Source organism: Streptomyces sp. NPDC034037 (genome assembly GCF_055575715.1).
On record NZ_JBVISC010000013.1, the window covers coordinates 150,536 to 172,011 of the forward strand.

Here is a 21,476-nt window from a genome sequence, read left to right on the forward strand (position 1 = left end):
GTGACGTCCCTCGACAAGCCGACGGACCAGGGGAAGACGGATCAGGACGCCGATTCCCGGGCCGTGACCGAGGCAGCGCTCTTCGAGGCCTTCGGCGGCGTGCGGGGCATGGTGGAGACGGTCGTTCCCGGCCTGCTCTTCGTGACCATCTTCACGATCAACAAGGACCTGCACATGTCGGCCATCGCGGCCCTCGCGGTGTCCCTGGTGCTCGTGGTGGTCCGCCTGGTCAGGAAGGACACCGTCAAGCACGCCTTCAGCGGCGTCTTCGGCGTCGCCTTCGGCGTGGTCTTCGCGATGATGACCGGCAACGCCAAAGACTTCTACCTGCCGGGCATGCTCTACACCCTCGGCCTCGCCCTGGCCTACATCATCACGACCCTCGCGGGCGTCCCCCTGATCGGCCTGATCCTCGGCCCGGTCTTCAAGGAGAACCTCTCCTGGCGCACCCGCAACCCCGGCCGCAAGGCGGCGTACGCCAAGGCGAGCTGGGCCTGGGGCCTGATCCTGCTCGCCAAGTGCGCGGTCCTCTTCCCGCTGTACTGGTGGGCGGACACCACGCAGTTCGGCTGGGTCCTGATCGCCCTGAAGATCCCGCCGTTCCTGCTCGCCGTCTACCTCACCTGGGTCTTCCTGGCGAAGGCCCCGCCGCCGATCGACGTCTTCGCGGAGATGGAGGCCGCCGAGAAGGCGGAGGAGGAGCGCAAGGCCGCGGAGCGCGCCCCGTAAGGGGTGCGGGGAACCGCGCGCCCGGCCACGAAGGCCCCGCAGCGGACGTGTACGAGAGGGGGCGCCCGGTAAGTCACCGGGCGCCCCCTCCACGTAAGAGCCCCGGGGCTAGCTCTCGCGCCGCACGGAGAGCAAGTCCTCCAGCTGCTCCTCCCGCGCCTGCGCGGCCACGAAGAGCAGCTCGTCGCCCGCCTCCAGGGAGTCGTCCGGGGACGGCGCGAGGACGCGCGTACCGCGGATGATCGTCACCAGCGAGGTGTCCTCGGGCCACTGCACGTCGCCGACCAGCGTGCCCGCGAGGGCGGACTCGGGCGGCAGCGTCAGCTCGACGAGGTTCGCGTCGCCGTGGCTGAAGCGCAGCAGCCGCACGAGATCGCCGACGCTCACCGCCTCCTCCACGAGCGCGGACATCAGGCGCGGCGTGGAGACCGCGACGTCGACGCCCCAGGACTCGTTGAAGAGCCACTCGTTCTTGGGGTTGTTCACGCGGGCGACGACGCGCGGGACGCCGTACTCCGTCTTGGCGAGCAGCGAGACGACGAGGTTGACCTTGTCGTCGCCGGTCGCGGCGATCACGACGTTGCAGCGCTGGAGCGCGGCCTCGTCCAGGGAGGTGATCTCGCAGGCGTCGGCGAGCAGCCACTCGGCCTGCGGGACGCGCTCGACGGAGATGGCCGTCGGCGCCTTGTCGACCAGCAGGACCTCGTGGCCGTTCTCCAGCAGCTCACCGGCGATGGAGCGGCCCACGGCGCCGGCTCCGGCAATGGCGACCCTCATCAGTGACCGCCTTCCTCGGGGCCTTCGGCGAACGCCGCCTCGACCTTGTCGACCTGGTCGGTGCGCATCATCACGTGCACCAGGTCGCCCTCCTGCAGAACCGTCTGCGAGGTGGGCAGGACCGCCTCGCCCAGCCGGGTGAGGAAGGCGACGCGGACGCCGGTCTCCTCCTGGAGCCGGCTGATCTTGTGCCCGATCCAGGCCTGGGACGCGTGCACCTCGGCGAGCTGCACGCCGCCGGTGGGGTCGCGCCACAGCGGCTCGGCGCCGGAGGGGAGCAGACGGCGCAGCATCTGGTCGGCGGTCCAGCGGACCGTGGCGACCGTGGGGATGCCGAGGCGCTGGTAGACCTCGGCGCGGCGCGGATCGTAGATGCGGGCCGCGACGTTCTCGATGCCGAACATCTCGCGGGCGACGCGCGCGGCGATGATGTTCGAGTTGTCGCCGCTGCTGACGGCGGCGAAGGCGCCCGCCTCCTCGATACCGGCCTCGCGCAGGGTGTCCTGGTCGAAGCCGACGCCGGTGACGCGGCGGCCGCCGAACCCGGAGCCCAGGCGGCGGAAGGCCGTGGGGTCCTGGTCGACCACGGCGACCGTGTGCCCCTGTTGTTCCAGGGTCTGCGCGAGAGCGGAACCGACTCTCCCGCAGCCCATGATGACGATGTGCACGACCGTCCTTCCGGCTGTGTCAATACTCTGTGCTCAGGCTGAACGGTAAAAGCGTCTCAGACCGGAGCCCAAGCTACACACGCGCGGTCGGCGCGGGGCACCCCCGTGCACCTGTCGGACGGGTCGCCCGCGGCTCAGTCCACGCTGCGCAGCAGGCCCTCCACGGTCTGCAGCCGGTGGCCCAGCTCGACCAGCTGCAGGCGGGTCGCCTCCTGCTCCGACCTGGCACGTTCGGCCACCTCGCGGTACTGCTGCATGGCCTCGGCGTACTGCCGGTCGCGCTCGCGGTTGCGCTGCGACTGGAAGTAGGCGACGGCGACGACCGCGCCGGCGAGTATCAGGAAAAATGCGATCGGAATGATCACGTCTTCCACTAGGGCGTCCCCTTTGCTGAGTGCTGTTCGTCCTCGCCCGTCCGGTCCGACGGATCCGCGGGGCTCGCTTGGTCCGCCGCACCCCGCCGGGCGGCCGCGGTGATCGTATCCACGTTCAACCGCACGTCGAAGGGCGCCAGTTTGAAGTACTTGAGTGCCTTGCCGTCGTCGGAGAGCTCCAGCCGGCCGACGACGAGGCCGGCCTTCTCCATGCGTTCGAGGTGCATGTAGAGCAAGGGGCGTGACACGCCGAGCCGCCGGGCCAGCTCGCTGACGTAGAGCTGGCCGGACGCGAGCTCGCTGATGATCCGGATGCGCTGGGCGTGGCCGACGGCCGCGAGAAAGGCCAGGAGCTCCTCGCTGTCCATGGTCCGCCCTCGCGTTGGTCCCCACACCTGTCCCTACCTGTCAGTCAAGGCTTACGTATGGCGGGTTCCGCTGTCAATCCACGTCCCGACGCCTCGGCATAACAGTTGACGGTTCATTCCTTCACCTGTCAGTCTCCACTTACACATGACAGGCAAGGTCGAATTGGTGGGGGCGGGACGGACATGAGAAAGCGATCGGTCACGGTGCGCGTGGCCCGGTGGAGCGCGCTGCACCCATGGCGGGCGATCATCGGATGGCTCGTCTTCGTGGTGCTGTGCCTGGGCGGCGGGATCGCCGCCGGCATGAACAGCGCGACGTCGCAGGACTTCCGCGTCGGTGAGGCGGGCCGGGCCGAGGCCCTGGCCGTCGAGGGCGGCGTCCAGCTCAGGTCCACGGAACAGGTACTCATCCGGGCCGCGTCGGGCCCGCTGGACGAGACGGCCGCCGACGCCGCCGTCAAGGACGTCACCGCCCGGATGAAGGCCCTGCCGGAGGTCGCCTCGGTGGCGGAGCCGGTGCGCTCGGCGGACGGGCGCGTCCTGCGGGTCCAGGTGGAGCTCAACGGCTCCGAACAGGAGGACCAGGAGAACGTCCCACCGCTGCGGGCCCAGACCGAGGAGGCCGCGAAGGCCCATCCGGACCTGGTCATAGAGGAGGCCGGCGACGCCTCCGTGAGCGCGGGCGTGGACGGCCAGCGCAACGACGACCTCAAGTTCTCCGAGGCGATCACGCTGCCCATCACCCTGATCACGCTGGCGGTGGTCTTCGGCTCGGTCGTCATGGTCGGCGTACCGCTGCTGCTCGCCGTCACCTCGATCATGGCGACCATGGGCCTGGCGATGGTGGCCTCGCATCTGCTGCCCGACACCGGCGTCGGGATGAGCATGATCCTGCTCATCGGCATGGCCGTCGGCGTCGACTACACGCTCTTCTACCTCAAGCGGGAACGCGAGGAGCGGGCGCGGGCGGGCGGCCGTCTCACCTCCGAGGCGCTCGTCGAGGCCGCCGCCGCGACGGCGGGCCGCGCGATCGTCGTCTCCGGGCTCGCCGTGATCGTCTCCACGACCGCGCTCTACCTCGCCGGTGACGTCATCTTCGACTCGCTCGCCACCGGCACGATCCTGGTCGTCGCCGTCGCCGTGCTCAGTTCGGTGACCGTCCTTCCCGCGCTGCTGGTCAAGCTGGGGCGCCGCACCGAGCGCCGGGCCCAGCGCCGCGCCACCAAGCTCCGCGACCAGGGCAAGCCCGTACGGACGTACGAGGAGAAGAAGCCCGGCAAGGTCTGGCGTGCCCTCCTCACACCCGCCCGCAAGCACCCCGCGCTCACCCTGGGCCTGTCGGTCCTGGTCATGCTGGGGCTCGCGCTGCCCGCGCTGAACATGACCCTCAAGAACCCGGCGCGCGACAGCTTCTCGCGCGAGATACCGGCGATGAAGGAGTACGACCGGCTGCTCGACGCCTTCCCGGAGCAGCGCGTCCGCCACCTCGTCGTGGTGCGCGCCGAGGCCTCGCGGGCCGGCGAGGTGACGGCGGCGCTGCGCGAGCTGGCCCGCGAGGCGCAGGCGGACCCGCTCTTCTCGAAGCGCTCCGGTGCCCCGCTCATCCGCACCTCCGACGACCGCGGGACCACGACCCTGGAGCTCAACACCCCGCATCCGACGTACTCCGAGGAGGCCGAGGACTCGCTCGAACACCTGCGCGCCGACTACCTGCCGGCGACCGTCGACACCCTGCCCGGCGTCGAGACGGCCGTCACCGGTGAGGTGGCACGCGGCGTCGACTACGTGGCGCATCAGAACGACAAGCTGCCGATCGTCCTCGGCTTCCTGCTCCTGATGACCTTCCTCATGACGCTCTACGCGTTCCGCTCGGCCGTCCTCGCACTGCTCGGCGTCGGGCTCAACCTGCTCTCCGCGGCCTCCGCGCTCGGACTGCTCGTCCTGGTCTTCCAGGGCCGGTGGGCCGAGGACCTGCTGTCCTTCGTCTCACTCGGCGGGATCTCCTCGCGCGTACCGCTGTTCCTCTTCGTGATCCTCTTCGGGCTCTCCACGGACTACCAGGTCTTCGTGGTCAGCCGGATCCGCGAGGCCGCCCTGAACGGCGTGCCCACCCGGCAGGCGGTCCTCGACGGCATCGCCTCCTCCGCCAAGATCGTCACCAGCGCGGCGATCGTCATGGTCACCGTCTTCGCGAGCTTCGTGATGCTGCACATCCTGGAGATGAAGCAGATGGGCTTCGTCCTCGCGGCGGCCGTCCTGCTCGACGCGTTCGTGATCCGCGTCATGATCCTGCCCGCCGCGCTGCTGCTCCTGGGCCGCCTCACCTGGTGGCCGTCCGGTGCGGTCCGCCGTGCGCAGGAGCGGTCGGCCGGCCGCTTCGAGGGGCCGGGCGGGGGCTTCGAGGGGCCGGGCGGGGGTTTCGCCGCCGAGGGCGCCGGGGAGGGCCCCGACGACTGGTTTGAGCGGCGCTCTAAAGAAGGCAGCCTCCCACACAGCGGATAACCGAGGCGGATGGGGGTGGTGGGTGGGCGGGTGTCCTTGCGAACGCTTACGATCCTCTGCGTGTCCAAACTGACCGACGTGCCCAAACGGATCCTCATCGGGCGCGCACTGCGCAGTGACCGGCTCGGAGAAACGCTCCTGCCGAAGCGCATCGCACTCCCCGTCTTCGCGTCCGACCCGCTCTCCTCCGTGGCCTACGCGCCTGGAGAGGTCCTCCTGGTCCTCTCCATCGCGGGGGTGTCGGCGTACCACTTCAGCCCGTGGATCGCCGTCGCGGTCGTGGTGCTGATGTTCACCGTCGTCGCGTCGTACAGACAGAACGTGCACGCCTACCCGAGCGGTGGCGGCGACTACGAGGTCGCCACCACCAACCTCGGGCCCAAGGCGGGGCTCACCGTCGCGAGCGCCCTGCTCGTCGACTACGTCCTGACCGTGGCCGTGTCGATCTCCTCGGGCATCGAGAACCTCGGCTCCGCGGTCCCCTTCGTGGTCGAGCACAAGGTCCTGTGCGCGGTCGCCGTGATCATCCTCCTCACGCTGATGAACCTGCGCGGCGTGAAGGAGTCCGGGAAGCTCTTCGCCATCCCGACGTACGTCTTCGTGGCCGGCGTCTTCATCATGGTCGCCTGGGGCGCCTTCCGGGGGATCGTCCTGGGCGACAGCATGCGGGCGCCCACCGCCGACTACGAGATCAAGCCCGAGCACCAGGGCCTCGCCGGCTTCGCGCTGGTCTTCCTGCTCCTGCGGGCCTTCTCCTCCGGCTGTGCCGCGCTCACCGGCGTCGAGGCGATCAGCAACGGCGTCCCGGCGTTCCGCAAGCCGAAGTCCAAGAACGCCGCGACGACCCTCGCCCTGATGGGCGCCCTGGCCGTCACCATGTTCTGCGGCATCATCGCGCTCGCCATGGTCACCAAGGTCCGCATGGCGGAGACCCCGGCCAAGGACCTCTTCCACAACGGCGTCCCGGTCGGCGCGGACTACGTCCAGAACCCGGTCATCTCCCAGGTCGCCGAGGCCGTCTTCGGCCACGGCAGCCTCCTGTTCATGATCCTGGCCGCGGCCACCGCGCTCGTGCTGTTCCTCGCCGCCAACACCGCGTACAACGGCTTCCCGCTGCTCGGCTCGATCCTCGCCCAGGACCGCTACCTGCCGCGCCAGCTGCACACCCGCGGCGACCGCCTCGCGTTCTCCAACGGCATCGTGCTCCTCGCGGGCGCGGCGGCCCTGCTCGTCGTCATCTACGGCGCCGACTCCACCCGCCTGATCCAGCTCTACATCGTCGGCGTCTTCGTTTCCTTCACGCTCAGCCAGATCGGCATGGTCCGGCACTGGAACCGCCACCTGGCCGCCGAGAAGGACCCGAACAAGCGCCGGCACATGATCCGTTCCCGTGCGATCAACACCTTCGGCGCCTTCTTCACCGGCCTCGTGCTGGTCGTCGTGCTCATCACCAAGTTCACGCACGGCGCCTGGGTCGCGCTGCTCGGCATGTGCATCTTCTACGTGACGATGACGGCGATCCGCCGCCACTACGACCGCGTGGCCGAGGAGATCGCCGCCCCGGAGACCCCCTCCGACGACAACATGCGCCCCTCCCGGGTCCACTCGATCGTCCTGGTCTCCAAGATCCACCGCCCGACGCTGCGCGCCCTGTCGTACGCGAAGCTGATGCGCTCGCACACCCTCGAGGCGCTCAGCGTCAACGTCGACCCGGCCGAGACCAAGGCGCTCAAGGGCGAGTGGGAGCGGCGCGGCATCACCGTGCCGCTGAAGGTCCTCGACTCGCCCTACCGCGAGATCACCCGGCCGATCATCGAGTACGTGAAGAGCCTGCGCCGGGAGAGCCCCCGCGACGTGGTCAGCGTGATCATCCCCGAGTACGTGGTCGGCCACTGGTACGAGCACCTGCTGCACAACCAGAGCGCCCTGCGCCTGAAGGGCCGCCTGCTCTTCACACCGGGCGTGATGGTGACCTCCGTCCCCTACCAGCTGGACTCCTCCGAGGTCGCGAAGAAGCGGGCCCGCAGGCGCCAGGAGTGGAACGCGCCGGGCGCGGTGCGGCGGGGGCCGGTGGAGAAGCCGAGGCGCGCCAAGGACAAGGACCGGGAGCCGAGCAAGAAGGCCTGAGCCCTCGGCCCCCTGGCCGGGGCGAACGGCCGGCTGAGCGGTCGGCGCCGTGGTGAGCGGCTGGCGCCGTGGTGGGCGGTCGGGCGACACCCACGTAGACTGGTGGGCTGTTGTCCGGCTGTTCCCCTTTTACGTTGTGGAGTCACCCCGCCATGCAGGCAGAACCGAAGAATTCGCAGGCGGGGGACGTGTCGGCCGAGCCCGCCGGCGAGGCCGTCTCCCTGGTCGGCCAGGAGCACGAGGTCGAGGTCGGCCCTGTCGCGCACGGTGGCCACTGCGTGGCCCGCACCGCCGAGGGCCAGGTGCTCTTCGTGCGGCACGCGCTGCCCGGCGAGAGGGTCGTCGCCCGGGTGACCGAGGGCGAGGAGGGCGCGCGCTTCCTGCGGGCGGACGCGGTTCAGGTGCTCGAGGCGTCCAAGGACCGCGTCGAGGCGCCCTGCCCCTACGCCGGCCCCGGCCGCTGCGGAGGCTGCGACTGGCAGCACGCGAAGCCGGGCGCGCAGCGCCGCCTCAAGGGCGAGGTCATCACCGAGCAACTCAAGCGCCTGGCCGGGCTCACCCCCGAGGAGGCGGGCTGGGACGGCACGGTCATGCCGGCCGAGGGCGACAAGCTGCCGCCGGGCGAGGTCCCGGCATGGCGCACGCGGGTGCAGTACGCGGTCGACGCGGACGGCAACGCGGGCCTGCGCCGCCACCGCTCCCACGAGGTCGAGCCGATCGACCACTGCATGATCGCGGCCACCGGGGTCTCCGAACTCGGCATCGAGAGCCGCGACTGGTCCGGGATGGCCTCCATCGAGGCGATCGCGGCGACCGGCTCCCAGGACCGCCAGGTGATCCTCGCCCCGAAGCCGGGCGCGCGCCTGCCGATCGTGGAGCTGGACAAGCCGGTCTCGGTGATGCGGGTGGGGGAGAAGGACGGGGGCGTCCACCGCGTCCACGGCCGCGCCTTCGTCCGCGAGCGGGCGGACGGCCGCACGTACCGCGTCGGCAGTGGCGGCTTCTGGCAGGTCCACCCGAAGGCGGCGGAGACGCTGATGCTGGCGGTCATGCAGGGCTTGCTGCCCCGCAAGGGCGACACGGCCCTCGACCTGTACTGCGGCGTCGGCCTCTTCGCGGGCGCGCTCGCGGACCGGGTCGGGGAGCAGGGCGCGGTCCTCGGCATCGAGTCCGGCAAGCGCGCGGTGGAGGACGCCCGGCACAACCTCGCGGGCTTCGACCGCGTCCGCATCGAGCAGGGCAAGGTCGAATCGGTCCTCCCGCGCACGGGCATCACCGAGGCGGACCTGATCGTCCTGGACCCCCCGCGCGCGGGCGCGGGCAAGCAGACGGTCCGCCACCTGACGGGCCTGGGCGCCCGCCGCATCGCCTACGTGGCGTGCGACCCGGCGGCGCTGGCCCGTGACCTCGCCTACTTCCGCGAGGGCGGCTACCGGGTGCGGTCGCTACGGGCGTTCGACCTGTTCCCGATGACCCACCATGTCGAGTGCGTCGCGATCCTTGAGCCCGCCGCAAAGGGTGTCTGACCTGCGGTTTCGTCGAGTGTGCGTTATGTGCGCTGTGGGCGTTACGGGCGATATCTTGACGCATATTCGACGCACGTTGGGCCCTTCTGACGCACGTTTGACGCACGTTCTGATGAGGTGCCAGATGCCCGTTTCTGCAGGTGACGGTGTGTCGAGTACGGCTTGAGGGGGCTCCCTCTTTGCCGCTTCTTGGTGAAGCCGTGCTCGATATGGCCTGATTTGAGGATCAGTAGGAACGGGGTCCGTAAGGGCTCCAGTGGCCGAGGAAAGGCTTGAGGTCGTCGCCGCTCGGCTTGGGTGGGGTGGGCAGCTTCGGGGCTGCGGCGGATTCGGTGAGGTGCTGGAGCCGGGCGTCCGTGAAGGCGAGCCACGCCTCGATCTCTGTCCTTTCCTGTCCGGGTGGCAGCGATGTGGCGTGGTCGCGTACTGCTGTGACGTATTCGGTCAGGCGCTTGGTCTGGTGCCAGGCGTCTGCTTGTTCTTCGAGGTGCTTGACGCGATAGGCGTAGGCGTATGCGGTGCGCGCGTCCTCCATGGCGGTTTCCCAGCGCCTCTGCTGGGCTTCCCTGGCTTGCTGGTCTGCAAGGCGTTTGTGTTCTGCGGCTTTGCCGCGGAGGTCGACTTCTTGTGCGATTTCGGCGAGCTGGTCTTCCAGCGGCCGGTCGGGGACATCGGCCCATTCGCTCGCACGGTGCGGGCTGCCGCCGCGGAGGATGAAGCGCAGGCGGTTTGAGGGGGTGTAGTCGAAGCGGGCGATGCGCATCCATGAGTGCTTCTTGGCGTCGGCGAGTTCCTTGTCGGTGGGGATGTGTTCGCTGCGGTCCTGTTCTTGAAGGACGAGGAATCCGACGCTTTCGCCTTGGGCGGTGATGGTGAAGTGCGGTGGTGCGCTGCGGCGACGGTGGGGTGGGGGAGCGCCTTGCGTGGTTCCGAGTGCTGCCTTATGGCCTTGTGGTTCGGTGACGATGATGAGGGCTTGGATGATGCGTAGTGCTCGGCCTTGGATGGATTTGGTGAGCCCCATGGGCTGTGGTCGTTGTTGGAGGGCGGCCACGAGGGAGTGGGGTTTGGTGAGTCTGGCCGGAACGGGGAGCGGGGTGAGTTCGGCGAGGCGCCAGGCGGGGATGTCGACGAGTTTGATTTCGTAGCCGCGGTGGGTGCGGTATGCGTGGAGCTCTTGTGTGCGCGGGATCTTGCCGGACTTGCGGGCGGTGTTCACCCGTGATGTCCCATTCACTGAGTGTGGGCCGGGTTCGATGGGCTTGATGAGGCAGCCGTCGTTCGCGGCCAGTTCTTCGAGGAGTTGGTCTGTGTAGTTCGTACGGGCCCTGGGTGCGGTCTTGGGGCGTGGCGGTGCCGGCTTGCGGCTGGGCTGCGCGGGTGGTGCAGCGTTCTGCTCGACGGGGCAGATGCGGCGGTCGGTGAGATGCTGCCGCCCTCTGTCGGTGAGGTTGGCGCTCCAATGTCCTCGGCGTTTGGTGACTTTGATGAGTCCGCGACTCTGCAGTGCCTGAGCGCTGACCTTGTAAGTGCTGTCCTGCCAGACTCCGTCGGGACACCCCTGGCCCACCCAGTCGAGCACGGTCTGCTGTCGCTCGTTGAGGTCCCCGTGCATGTCGTCCTCCTGTGGTTCCCCGGGCATGCTGCCTGAGAGGCAATGCCCATCGCTTCCGCAGGAATTCCGGGGATCATGAGAGGATCTTCGTTCGAATGAGACGTGCCGCACGGCTGTTTACAGCGACGTGCACACAGTCAGAAATCGGGCTCCGCGAAACGACGAACGAAGAAGTCAACGGACCCACGTCCGCGCCGCACAGGGCAAAGATCAATAGTCGACTCCATCTGGGAGTCGTTAGCCGCGTGATGATGGCCATGCGGGAGGGGCTCTGCAGGGATGCAGTGCTGTGAACTCAGTCAATGATTGCCCTGGCCTGGTTGGCTGGACTACGGTGGTGGTACGCCCGTCAAACCCGTCCGAAAATCGCCACGAGCTCGGAGAATCGCATGCCCAACGCCATCGATGCGCCTGTCACACTGGCTGGAATCGCACGGATCGCGGGTGTTGGTCGAGCAGCAGTAAGCAACTGGCGGCGTCGGCACGATTCGTTTCCGACTCCTGTCGGTGGGACGGATGCCAGCCCGCAGTTCTCCCTAGCCGACGTCGAACAATGGCTCCACGCGAACGGGAAGATCGAGCGGATCCGGCTGCGGGAGCGTTTGTGGCCGCTCTACGAGGTTCTGGGAGACCGTGCGGTGATGGGCGCGGCGCTTGCGGAAGCCGGTCGGCGCCTCCTCGCCGCGGATGGCGTGGACCAGGCGGTTCCTGTGCAGTCCTCCCTTCCACAAGAGGCCGCCCAGGTAGTGGATGAAACGGTCGACGCCGCACGCTATGAGGGAGGCCGCGAGACCTTCGACTTCCTGCTGTCGCGCTGGCTCGATGTTCATGTGCGGCAGGTCAGCACGACTCCAAATCAACTTGGTCAGCTAATGGTGGACATCGCTCTGGCCGTCAGGGCCGACGGGGCCGGGGGCAGGAGTACGCGAACGGTCGTACTCGACCCCGCATGTGGCGTCGGTGGGCTGCTCTTGGCTGCTGACGAGGGTATGAGAGAGCACGGGGCGGAGGCTGACTCCGCGGCTCTGGTCCTTCTCGGGACCGACGTCGATCCTGTGCTTGCCGCGCTAGCAGCGGCCCGCCTGGGTTTCGCCCGGGCGGGCAGGGGCGGTGTAGTCGCCGAGATCAGGGCAGGCGACTCGCTTCGCGCAGACCCACAGGATGCCGAACAGGCCGACATCGTTGTGTGTAACCCTCCGTTCAACGCGCGCGACTGGGGTCACGAGGAACTGGCCACTGATCCCCGTTGGGTCTACGGACTGCCGCCGAGGACCGAGCCCGAACTTGCCTGGATCGAGCACGCACTGGCGAGACTTGCATCCGGCGGTGTGGCCGTCCTCCTCCTGCCGCCGGCGGTAGCCTCCCGGCGTGCGGGCAGGCGTATTCGCAGTGCGCTGCTGCGCACGGGCGTCTTGCGGGGAGTGGTTGCGCTTCCGGCCGGGGCCGCGCAACCACACAGCGTCTCACTACAGTTGTGGATTCTCCAGGCACCATCAACCGCCGACGGGCCGGTTTCCGGCGACGGTCTGTTCTTGCTTGACGCGGCCACTTCGCGGGGGGCGTCCCGGAGAGCTCAGAGCATCGACTGGCCGAAGTTGAGCGGACGCGTACTCGATGCGGTGCGCGCTCATTCTTGGTCTGGGGAACATAGGAGGGGAGCGAAGGAGCACCTGCCGGAGGGGTGCGTCATCATCCCCGTGATGGACCTACTCGACGAGCAGACAGATCTCACGCCCGCCCGCCATGTACCAGAGACGGCGATGGAGGCCCAGGCCAAGCTCCATGAATCCTGGGGCCGCCTGGACGGCCTGCTCGACGAGGTGCGCAGCTATTCCCGGTCCCTCGCGGCGATCGCCCTGTCGGCGGACGACGACGTTGCGTCCACTGTCACGGTCTCGGACCTGGACCGCGCTCGCGCGCTCAAGCTATGGCAAGGGCAGACGCTTCCCAGCGAGCTCCTACACCGCGACGCACTACCGGACGGTGCGGTGCCGGTCGTTAGCGTTCCCGACCTCATCCTGGGAGTCTGGCCGGGGAGCTGGCTGGCAGCAGCCGAGGTGCAGGAGGGCCTCAGCGCTGGATCGCTCACTGTGGCCGAGCCCGGGGATGTCATCGTGGCGGGTGTCGAGCGGGCATATCGCGTCTGGGTCCAAGAAGACACGCCCATGGTGCTGGGACCCCAGCTCTACGCGTTGCGACCGGATCCTGAGATCCTCGATCCCTGGTTCCTCGCAGGTTGCCTGCGTGCTCCGGCAAACGCGCGACAGGCCGGCTCCCACACTTCCAGCTCGGCCCGTATCGACGTACGCAAACTGCAGGTGCTGCAGCTTTCTCTCGCCGAGCAGCGGGAGTACGGGGCGGCCTTCAAGGAACTGCTGGCACTTGAGGAAGCATTCCGCTCCCTGGCAGCGGTGGGCGAGGACCTTATTCGGGGTCTCGGGGACGGGCTCGCGGGCGGAAAGCTGCGCCGATGAGGCGGCCACCCCGTGTCGCAGAGGGGGGTATGGAGGGCACTGGCACAACACCACCCTTCCTACGCCTCAAAGCCCAACTCCTCAAGCTCGATGCCAACCTCGCGGCACCGCTCTTCCAGCACTCGGGCACGAGGGCCTGTGACGCGGGCCAGCTCTCCGAGTACCACGGCCCGCGCCGCCGCGGCGGGGAGCAGGTCACCGAAAGGGATGCGGCACTCCGCCGCGCCTAGAGTCCCTTCCAGGTGGTCGGCCAGATCGTCCGGACTCCCGCTGCCCTCAGCTCGCACGGCCAGCGCCTCGTAGAGTGCGATCGCTTCCTTGCAGCGCCCCGCGATACGCATACCGTTCGCGGCTACGCGCAAGGCCGCCCGGACCCGCGGATCGAAGATGCCCCAGTCCCGCCGTGCGGCGGGCAGCAGCTCTACCAGCTTGTCCACCGCGCTAGCGGGATCACCGGATTCGATCTCGGCCTCGGCTTCGGCAACTACCTCCTGAAACATTCGGCGACTGAGGAACACAGAACCGCGGCGCCTGCCGCTCGGCTTGATTACGGGTGCTGTTGTCACCGGCTCGGCGGGCAGATCGTATTCGTCCGGCAGTCGCAATGGGCGCGTGGGGTCCGGTTCCAGCCGAGGGGAAGGGGCCGCGTCACCCGGGCGAGGAGCGTGCCTCCGCAGGACCTCCGCGACCGTGCGAGCGCACTCCGGCCGGTCCTCCGGCTCCTTCGCCAGCAACTTCAGGACCAGCTCGTCTAGCTCCGCTGGGATGTGCCCGACATGGCAGGTCGGCGGGATCGGCTCGGCGTGCACGTGCTGGTGCTTCAGACCGTCCCCGGAGAAGGGCGGATGACCGGTCAACAAGTGATAGAGGACGCAGCCGAGCGCGTACAAGTCGGTCTTCGGCGTGATCTGGCGCTCCAGGATCGCTCTGGTGCCTCATACCCCCTGCTTCCTACAGTGGAACCATGCTGGGTGTAGTCAGTGACGCCAGGCCAGAGCGGCTTGGCGATGCCGAAGTCGATAAGGACGACCACGCCGTTCTCGTCGATGATCAAGTTGTACGGCTTGAGGTCGCGGTGCACTACCGGCAGGTCGTGCGCGCAGGCCAGAGCCTCGGCGATCTGAACCCCGATGGCCGCGCTGACCTCGTTCGTGGGGGTGTATTGGTCGAGGAAGAGGTGTAGGGGCTTGCCAGCGACGTAGCGCATCACAAGGTAGGGCTCGGAGGCATGGGCGCCTTGGTCGTACAGCTCAGGAATGCTTCTGTTGCGCAGCCGTCCGAGGAGGGAGCCCTCACGCCGGAAACGGCCTCGCATGCGCCGCAGCTCGCTGTGCGCCTCGTCCTCGTCGAGTGAGTCCAGGAGCTCGCTTCTAGTGCGCAGGCACTTGACGGCTACCAGGCTCCCCTTCTGCAGGTCCTCCGCCTGCCAGACGACGGCCATGCCGCCGCTGCCCAGGTGCCTGAGCAGTTTGTATCGACCGCCCAGCACCTCGTCCTTCTTCATGCCCGCCCCTCGCCTTTGAAGCGTCCCGCATCCGACACGCAGAGAGGTCCGCGCCGGTGGCAGGGTTCCGGTTTCCGCCAGGTCGTTGATCGACGGATGCTGTCAGTGTAAAACGGACGGAGCGTGTTTCATGCATGGACTGAGTTCACAGCGTTTCTGTGTCATGCTGGAGGCAGTCGAAACCCGGCTATCTATGTGATGTCCGCTGGACGTCGTTGTCGTATGGCTTGGAGGAGAGCATGAGCAGCTGGCCTCGCCCCGCCGGGACGATCGGTGACATCAAACTGGTGCGCACGAACCTCGGTGCGGCGCGGCTTGACCCCCGAGATTGCCCCACGAAGCGCGGGAGTGACGCCCGCCCGATGTTGGTTCCCGATCCCAATCCCCCTGAACACGGCGAGCGTCTACAGGACTTCACGCTCAAGGTTTTCATGGATGCACTCGACCTGATTGAACACGAGGGCAACGACCTGGAGTGGGTGATCGGAGAACTTCAGCGAACGAAGGGAACTTTCGGGCTTTACCGTCGGCGGGAAGCGCACCCCTTGCTGCTGTCATGGTCAGCCGAAGCGGTCCGGCGTTATCTGGCGGCCCGGGTGGCGGACCAGAGCGCCCGCCAGGCCGCGCACCTTCCGCTCAGCGTCCCGGTCCGTGACATGTGGGTGCTCGGCCAGGATCCTGGGCCGGTTGACGAGCGAGGTGTGGACACCTACGAGATGACCGCTTGGGGACGCCGCTACGCGGCCCTCGACGACTCCACGAGGGAACTGTGGTTGCTCAGCTTCGGCGCAGCCAAGGAAGATCGCCCTAAGGGGGAGAAGGCCGCAGCCGCCTACGTCGCGGCACGCGGGCGGCCGGCGGGTGGAGGATGGCGGAAACGGCACATTCCAGTCCCCTTCCATGAACTCCCGCAGTTTCGCACCGCCTTGCCTGAGAAGGTCAGGGTCATCGAATTCGGCTGTGGAGACGGCAAGCACAACGAGCTGCTCGACTGGAACAGGTATGAGGCCCGGCAGCATTTCACAGCGGAGGGGTGGCCTGCGTTGCGCCAGGCCATCGATGGGACCGGGACCCATCCCGGAAGCAGTTGTGTCGACTGCAAGGCGCTAAGTGGCTGCAGTGCCCTCCCGCGCACCCCGGAACTGCTGAGGATCACCTCTCCTGAGCGCAAGCGCCCTCGGCGCAGTCTCTCGGTCACCGATCTGCGCGCCTATCGGGACTGTCCGGCGAAGTATCACGCGACTCGGCAGCTCAAACTGCGATCCGCGAAACCCGAAAGTCCAGAAGTGCGACGTGGCCGCGTGGTCGACGACATCCTGAATCAACGGCACGGCATCACGCCTTACCAGGCGTGTCAGGTGCTCCCTGGTCCTGTAGATCCTGCGTCTTGGGGCGCGGGCGTCCTGCACCTGAGCGGGAAGGAAGCACTCGACGGCGCCGCCATGCTCGAGCAGCACGCCTTCTACTGTCCGTTGGACGGCCTCGCCGCAGAGGAGGAAGTGCGTGTTCAGTACCAGGCGGTCTGCTACGACCCTGAACTCGATCTCATCCTGATAGCCACCCCCGATCTGCTCCACACCCGCCGCGGGGGCTGGATCTGGCGGGAGACCAAGACCGCGAGCCGATACCTCTACGAGGGGGAGTCGCTGTTGTCGCGCTACCCCCAGCTGGCGCTAGGCGTGGTGATGCTGGCCGCAGGAGTCCTGGGCGGTGACGTGACGCGTTCCAGGGTCGAGCTCGAACTACTACACACCGACGACGTGACCTTTGAGGAGCTGGACCCCTCGCGCCCAGGGACCGTCGACGAGGCAAGAGACGTGATCGCGCAGCTCGCCCAACCCTGGGTTGAGGATCAGGACTACTCGGCCAATCCAGGCCGATACTGCAGCAGTTGCGAGGCCCTCGAATGGTGCCACCCGGGCATCGAGCATCTAGCCACGAAAAAGGAGGGACCCCGATGACCACCGCCTCCGACGCACACGCCACCCACCGAGGCGACTGGCTCGATTTCCCCGACGTGCGCCTGGTCCGCACGCTGGCCGGCGCGGTCATCCAACTCGCAGACCTCGGGTCCCTCTCCTCGTTCAAACTGCCCTACCCGGCCGAAGCCCAGCGCGCGCTCGACCGGACCGTCCTCGCCTGCCTCCTCAGGGGTGCTGAGGAGGTACCCCGTAGCCTCCCCGAACTGCTCTTCTGGTGCCACACCCGTCCTCTGGAGGACTGGCCCCTCGACCTGCCGCCGGATGCCTTCGGGCCGGACGACTACCTGGTGGATCCAGAGGCGCTGGTTCCCACACAGCTTTGCCACGAGTGGTGGATCAGAGGCAAGGACGCAGGCGCCGCGCAATTCGACCGGGAGGTCGTCCACACAGCGATGCGCCTCTGCCGCAAGGCGTCGTCGCCCGAGTCCTACGTAGCCTTTCGGAGACTCCTGGTCGAGCGTCCGGTACTCACCGGAGTAGAACGATTCGAGACTGACACCGACCTGTTCCTTGCCCCGGTACAGGAGCTCCTGGACCAGTGCTATGCGCCAGTTCCGGCCTCCTACGAATTTGAGGGCACCTACGTAACCTGCGGTCGCTGTTTGACCATGCTCACGCCGGTAGCCGGCGGAACGTGGTGGTGCGAGCGGGACCGGTGCCGGCGCAGGGGAGCGCCCCCGCATGGACGGACACTGGGCGGGACCGAAGCGGCTGGACTGCTTCAGCTGGTGCGGCCACTGCGGCAGTTCGTCACCAGCCCGGGGCGTGCCGAGGTGGCACTGGAGGCCCGGCTGAGCGCCCTCGGGCTGGAGGTTCAGCTATGGCCCGGCTTCGACGCCTACGACTTGCGCGTGACCTTCCCCGACGGGTACGTCTGGGCCATCGACGTCAAGGACTGGAAGCATCCCGGCCTGCTCGGCAGGTCCGCGAAACCCGTCCGCCCAGAGCCGCCGTACAACGAATCGTGCTGGGTGGCCCCCCGCGAACAAGTCGAATCCCACCGCGACTACATCGGCACGTACCGGCGCAACCGCCCCCTCTCAGCCGAGGGCCTTCCTCTGCTCACCGACGACCGGCTAGTCACACTCGCCACCGCCCGGCTCCGTGAGGCAAACGACCCCCACCTGACGGACCCCGCACCGACGAACGGAACCGACCGTGCGTAATAGCAGCGAGTGGTACCAGCCACTGGCCAAAGCCCTGGAGCCCCTCTGGCCCCTCGAATATCAAGATGTCAGCCCCTCTCTGCTGTGCCAGGTGGAACTCGGCCTCTATCTGATGGAGGGTCTCGACCCGTCCCGCGACGCCCGGGGTGTCTACACCCTCCTGGGTGGCTACCCCTTCGCTGCGGCCGCGGGCATCGCGTCCACCCCAGCACAGAACGCCCGCCTGGGGGCAGCACGTCACCTGCTATGGAAGCTGCGCCGTCGCCGCATGTGGCATCAGTGCCTGGATACGTATGTTCATCTGCCCGAAAGGCTCCGCGGATACCGGCTCCCCACCGGAGGAGGACCGGCCCGGCGGGTCGAGCCGACAGTCGCAGGGGACCGCTTCGACAGGTTTGAGCGCGCACTGTCCCAGCTTCCAGACTTTGACCAGCGCCAGCTGCAGCTTGCCCCAGCAGGTCAGTCCCGGTTCACCGAGCGGCACCGGCCAGCCTCCGTGACCATCCCCGAGCAGCTGTGCTTTCCGCCAGCGACCGGACACGACCTGAGCCGGTTCCCCGAGACCACGGGCCAGCCCTTGGACATCCCACTGGCTGAACTCGCCGAAACCGCACGCTGGATGGAGGAGACCGAGACTGCTCGCGGCCTCCCCTCCGCCCATTGGGTGCGACGCTTGGAGGATCTGCAACTCGACGTCCTGACTGCCGATGGGCTGCGCTTCGAGAAGACGACGGTCTTGCCCCTGGACCGGCTGCTCCACCTGGTCGGCATGGTGGGTGCAGGGAAGAGCACCCTGATGAATCTCATCGCCGTCTGGGGTGCCCGGAAGGGATTGCGTACGACTCTGGTCGTCGGTGACGTCGCAGAACAGCTCACCTTGGTCGGCCAGTTCCAGGACCTCGGGCTGAATGCAGCTCCTGTCATCGGCGGCACGACCCGCGAGCAGCATGCCTCCCGGCTACACCGCCGGCTTGCCGCACGCGGCCAGGCATCTCTGCTTCAGCACGACGATCCAGCCTTCGACATCCTGAGCACAGTGTGCGTACTCGACGCGCAGCGCGGACTGGAAGCGGCTGAACCCCTCCGCTACGTCGATGCCCCATGCACGGAACTGAGCCCCGTCAAAGAGCCCACTCGGACCGTCGCCGGGAACATCCAGATGCCCGTGTATCGGCACGACATGAACGAGAAGCCCGCGGAAGGAAGGACGAAAGCGGCGGAGCCGAAGGCTTCCCCGTTCGACCACGGCTGTCCGGTGTGGAGCGTCTGCCCCCGGCACGCCACTGACCGAGATCTGGTCGATGCCGTGATTTGGGTGGCGAACCCTGCCAGCCTGTTGCAGAGTGCCGTTCCGAACCACCTCAACACCGAACGTCTGCGACACCTCGAACTCGCTTGCCTGCGTAGCGACATCGTCATCGTTGACGAGGCAGACCGCGTACAGATGCAGCTCGACACTGCCTTCGCCCCGTCCGCGACTTTGATCGTGCGTGGTCCGGAATCCTGGCTTGACCGACTCGGCATCCACAAGATCGACGAGCTCGCCCGGCAGGGCCGCTTGCCGCTCTCGGCGCGTGATGTCGAACGCTGGTCAGCCTCCCTGGACCTCGTGCACGTTGCCGCCAATCGCCTCTACCGCAGGCTGATCACCGACGACGACCTCCGTCGGTGGGCGGACATCGAGTACTTCAGTGCCTGGACACTCCAGGAGAAACTCGTCAACGAGTGGTACCCGCGCCCGCGCACCGATGGTTCCCTCCCCGACGGGATCGCCTCCGACGCCGAGGTCTACGACTCCGACGACGAGCCCGAGGGCCTCACATCCATGCCGCGGACACCGGGCACTGAGCCGTGGGACCCCCGCCGCACCACCGTGACCGAGGCCCTCGACGCCTTCCGCGACGACCCGATCGGTGATCGGGGCCCGCACAACGACCTCACCGACACCCTGATCCGCAGGGCCGGAGACCTACTCCACCACCTTGACCAGGCGGTGACCAGCCAACGCGTCCGCTCCCTTCTCGATGACCTACTCACCGGATCGCCCCTGCTGGACGGTTCACTGCGCCAAGAGGCACCCGAGCCGGGGAAACCTCCCCGCGACCCCGTGGACACCTGGGGCAGCGAGCCCTGGCTGGAGCGTGAGGGGCGGCGCCTCGAATTCACCCTGGTACTGGCCGCACTGCACCAGCGACTCGAACGCGTCACCTTTCTATGGCCCCAGGCCGAGGCCGCTCTCCACCTGGACACCGCCGACAACGAACTGTCCCGCAGACCGCCCCTGGATTACGCACCAGTAGTGCCAGAAGCCCCGATGGGGAATGTCCTCGGATTCCAGTACCTGCCCGAAGACCCAGAGCGAGGGCCGGACGGTGACGAACAGCGCAGCGGCACCCTCCGCTTCTTCCGCTGCGCCGGCGTCGGTCGGGAACTGCTACTCAACCTTCCCGAACTCGGGGCCGACCCCGCAGCGGGGCGACTAGGACCCCACGTGCTGCTCATGTCCGGCACCAGCTGGGCCGGGACATCGACCCGTGCCCACGTCATGGCCCCGGTCAAGGCGATCCTCAAACCCCACCAGGCTGCGGTCGACTCCATTCGGCAGACCCGCTTCACGACTCTGTTCCTCTACGACGGCGAAGGGGCCCCGCTCACGCTTTCCGGAGCCAAACTCGACACCCGTGAACGGATCCTGGCCCAGATGGTCACCCAGCTCGGGAAGTCGGCCCCGGGCAGTGCATCGCTCCTCGATAGAGAACTGCGCCGAATCGAGGACGGCGAACGCCGGCGGGCATTGCTCCTGGTCGGCAGCTACCAGGACGCCAGGATCGCCGCCGACCTCCTCGAACGCATGCCGCGCTGGCGCGGAAAAGTCCGAGTTCTGGCCTCCGACAAGGCCGAACTCGATCACACAGGCCCCGGCGACACAGCCACGGGTGACACCACAGTTGCCTCTGCCGTACGCCGTGGTGACCTGGCTGCCTTCGCCAAGGACGACGACGCCGAAGTCTTGGTCGCCCCGCTGATGGCGATCGAGCGCGGTCACAACATCCTCAATCAGAGCCACAAGGCCGCCTTCGGCACGGTTCTCTTCCTCGCCCGCCCCCACCCGCGACCCGACGACCTCTCGCTCGCCGTTTTCGCCGTCAACGACTGGGTCACCAGGTTTGTCCGTGACCAGCCGGGTCTCGAATCAGGAACCTTCGGCAAGCTCGTGGCCGACGCGGCAGAGCTGGATGCCGCCGGGCTCGGCTTCCGTCTCGCAGCCCGCCAGGAATGGCGTCGCCTGCTATCCCGCCGGTACATCTACTCCCGGCTCAGCGACGTGGAGAAGACATCTTTCGCCTGGGACCAGCTCGTCACCATCTGGCAGGTCATCGGCCGTTTGGTGCGGGGAGGAGTGCCCGCACGAGTGGTGTTCGTCGACGCGGCCTTCGCACCCGCACTCGCCGAGGCCGGAGCCCCGCCCACCGCTGCGACCCGGAGCGGACGCCGACGCAACGACGACGGTCTGCTCATCAAACTCCGTGACGTCCTCGCGCCCTACTTCGACGCGGAGACCGCCCCCGAATCGTTTCCCGACCCCGCCGACCCGGCCCTGGTGCGCACGCTCTACCACCCGCTCTACGACGCCCTGTGCGGCTTGAGCGCCGGAAACTGACTC

The 21,476-nt window shown here is 67.9% G+C and carries 15 protein-coding genes and 1 pseudogene; 8 read left to right on the forward strand and 8 right to left on the reverse strand.

Annotated features, from left to right (window positions below; genetic code table 11):
* On the forward strand, nt 1-729 hold the full coding sequence (locus ACZ516_RS32415) for a DUF3159 domain-containing protein (RefSeq protein WP_361076660.1): 729 nt from the start codon (nt 1-3) through the stop codon (nt 727-729).
* A gap of 108 nt (nt 730-837) precedes the next feature.
* On the opposite strand, the gene ACZ516_RS32420 is transcribed toward ACZ516_RS32415, so the two are convergent.
* From ACZ516_RS32420 to ACZ516_RS32435, 4 genes are all read right to left on the reverse strand, one after another.
* Nucleotides 838-1,506: a potassium channel family protein gene (locus tag ACZ516_RS32420; RefSeq protein WP_358583578.1), complete on the reverse strand. Its 669-nt coding sequence runs from the start codon at nt 1,504-1,506 to the stop codon at nt 838-840.
* Nucleotides 1,506-2,174 carry a potassium channel family protein gene (locus tag ACZ516_RS32425; protein WP_358583576.1) on the reverse strand — a complete coding sequence of 223 codons (669 nt, stop codon included), beginning with the start codon at nt 2,172-2,174 and terminating at the stop codon, nt 1,506-1,508. Before ACZ516_RS32425 ends, ACZ516_RS32420 begins: the two co-directional genes overlap by 1 nt.
* Nucleotides 2,175-2,308: 134 nt before the next feature.
* Nucleotides 2,309-2,539 (reverse strand): hypothetical protein, encoded by a 231-nt coding sequence (locus ACZ516_RS32430; protein WP_469013178.1) that lies wholly within the window; start codon nt 2,537-2,539, stop codon nt 2,309-2,311.
* A gap of 8 nt (nt 2,540-2,547) precedes the next feature.
* On the reverse strand, nt 2,548-2,916 hold the full coding sequence (locus tag ACZ516_RS32435; RefSeq protein ID WP_469013181.1) for an ArsR/SmtB family transcription factor: 369 nt from the start codon (nt 2,914-2,916) through the stop codon (nt 2,548-2,550).
* Nucleotides 2,917-3,099: 183 nt separating this feature from the next.
* On the opposite strand from ACZ516_RS32435, the gene ACZ516_RS32440 reads away from it, so the two are divergent.
* The 3 genes from ACZ516_RS32440 (at nt 3,100) to ACZ516_RS32450 (ending at nt 9,071) form a co-directional block, all read left to right on the forward strand.
* Nucleotides 3,100-5,418, forward strand: a complete 2,319-nt coding sequence (locus tag ACZ516_RS32440) for an MMPL family transporter (protein ID WP_469013183.1) — start codon at nt 3,100-3,102, stop codon at nt 5,416-5,418.
* A gap of 60 nt (nt 5,419-5,478) precedes the next feature.
* On the forward strand, nt 5,479-7,545 hold the full coding sequence (locus tag ACZ516_RS32445; protein ID WP_469013185.1) for an APC family permease: 2,067 nt from the start codon (nt 5,479-5,481) through the stop codon (nt 7,543-7,545).
* Between the two features lie 152 nt (nt 7,546-7,697).
* Complete coding sequence (locus ACZ516_RS32450) at nt 7,698-9,071, forward strand: class I SAM-dependent RNA methyltransferase (RefSeq protein ID WP_469013188.1); 1,374 nt, start codon at nt 7,698-7,700, stop codon at nt 9,069-9,071.
* A gap of 226 nt (nt 9,072-9,297) precedes the next feature.
* Here ACZ516_RS32450 and ACZ516_RS32455 read toward each other — a convergent pair whose 3' ends face one another.
* Nucleotides 9,298-10,686: a hypothetical protein gene (locus ACZ516_RS32455; protein WP_469013190.1), complete on the reverse strand. Its 1,389-nt coding sequence runs from the start codon at nt 10,684-10,686 to the stop codon at nt 9,298-9,300.
* A 389-nt stretch (nt 10,687-11,075) separates the two neighbouring features.
* Here ACZ516_RS32455 and ACZ516_RS32460 point away from each other — a divergent pair, with 389 nt between their 5' ends.
* Nucleotides 11,076-13,160 carry an N-6 DNA methylase gene (locus ACZ516_RS32460; RefSeq protein WP_351094651.1) on the forward strand — a complete coding sequence of 695 codons (2,085 nt, stop codon included), beginning with the start codon at nt 11,076-11,078 and terminating at the stop codon, nt 13,158-13,160.
* A 59-nt stretch (nt 13,161-13,219) separates the two neighbouring features.
* Here ACZ516_RS32460 and ACZ516_RS32465 read toward each other — a convergent pair whose 3' ends face one another.
* The 3 genes and pseudogenes from ACZ516_RS32465 to ACZ516_RS32475 form a co-directional block, all read right to left on the reverse strand.
* Nucleotides 13,220-13,660: a hypothetical protein gene (locus tag ACZ516_RS32465; RefSeq protein WP_469013251.1), complete on the reverse strand. Its 441-nt coding sequence runs from the start codon at nt 13,658-13,660 to the stop codon at nt 13,220-13,222.
* 249 nt (nt 13,661-13,909) lie between these two features.
* Nucleotides 13,910-14,050 (reverse strand): annotated as a pseudogene (locus ACZ516_RS32470) (serine/threonine protein kinase); the annotation flags it as partial.
* Nucleotides 14,014-14,664, reverse strand: a complete 651-nt coding sequence (locus ACZ516_RS32475; protein ID WP_469013194.1) for a serine/threonine-protein kinase — start codon at nt 14,662-14,664, stop codon at nt 14,014-14,016. The gene ACZ516_RS32475 and the pseudogene ACZ516_RS32470, both read right to left, overlap by 37 nt.
* A gap of 239 nt (nt 14,665-14,903) precedes the next feature.
* Between ACZ516_RS32475 and ACZ516_RS32480 the strand changes: the two genes are divergently transcribed.
* From ACZ516_RS32480 to ACZ516_RS32490, 3 genes are read left to right on the forward strand one after another with little or no spacing between them, the layout of a single operon-like run.
* A complete protein-coding gene (locus ACZ516_RS32480) occupies nt 14,904-16,625 on the forward strand; it encodes a PD-(D/E)XK nuclease family protein (protein WP_469013195.1) in 1,722 nt (573 codons plus the stop codon).
* A complete protein-coding gene (locus tag ACZ516_RS32485) occupies nt 16,622-17,812 on the forward strand; it encodes a pPIWI_RE_Y domain-containing protein (protein WP_469013198.1) in 1,191 nt (396 codons plus the stop codon). Before ACZ516_RS32480 ends, ACZ516_RS32485 begins: the two co-directional genes overlap by 4 nt.
* The gene (locus ACZ516_RS32490) at nt 17,805-21,473 is read left to right on the forward strand and encodes a pPIWI_RE_Z domain-containing protein (protein ID WP_469013200.1); all 3,669 of its coding nucleotides are present in this window, start codon (nt 17,805-17,807) and stop codon (nt 21,471-21,473) included. Before ACZ516_RS32485 ends, ACZ516_RS32490 begins: the two co-directional genes overlap by 8 nt.
* The last annotated feature ends 3 nt before the right edge of the window (nt 21,474-21,476 follow it).

Coding starts and splice junctions, on each gene's coding strand:
- ACZ516_RS32420 (WP_358583578.1), bottom strand. CDS start 1,506: ATGAGGGTCGCCATTGCCGGAGCCGGCGCCGTGGGCCGCTCCATCGCC.
- ACZ516_RS32435 (WP_469013181.1), bottom strand. CDS start 2,916: ATGGACAGCGAGGAGCTCCTGGCCTTTCTCGCGGCCGTCGGCCACGCC.
- ACZ516_RS32440 (WP_469013183.1), top strand. CDS start 3,100: ATGAGAAAGCGATCGGTCACGGTGCGCGTGGCCCGGTGGAGCGCGCTG.
- ACZ516_RS32450 (WP_469013188.1), top strand. CDS start 7,698: ATGCAGGCAGAACCGAAGAATTCGCAGGCGGGGGACGTGTCGGCCGAG.
- ACZ516_RS32455 (WP_469013190.1), bottom strand. CDS start 10,686: ATGCACGGGGACCTCAACGAGCGACAGCAGACCGTGCTCGACTGGGTG.
- ACZ516_RS32460 (WP_351094651.1), top strand. CDS start 11,076: ATGCCCAACGCCATCGATGCGCCTGTCACACTGGCTGGAATCGCACGG.
- ACZ516_RS32465 (WP_469013251.1), bottom strand. CDS start 13,660: ATGTTTCAGGAGGTAGTTGCCGAAGCCGAGGCCGAGATCGAATCCGGT.
- ACZ516_RS32475 (WP_469013194.1), bottom strand. CDS start 14,664: ATGAAGAAGGACGAGGTGCTGGGCGGTCGATACAAACTGCTCAGGCAC.
- ACZ516_RS32480 (WP_469013195.1), top strand. CDS start 14,904: ATGAGCAGCTGGCCTCGCCCCGCCGGGACGATCGGTGACATCAAACTG.
- ACZ516_RS32485 (WP_469013198.1), top strand. CDS start 16,622: ATGACCACCGCCTCCGACGCACACGCCACCCACCGAGGCGACTGGCTC.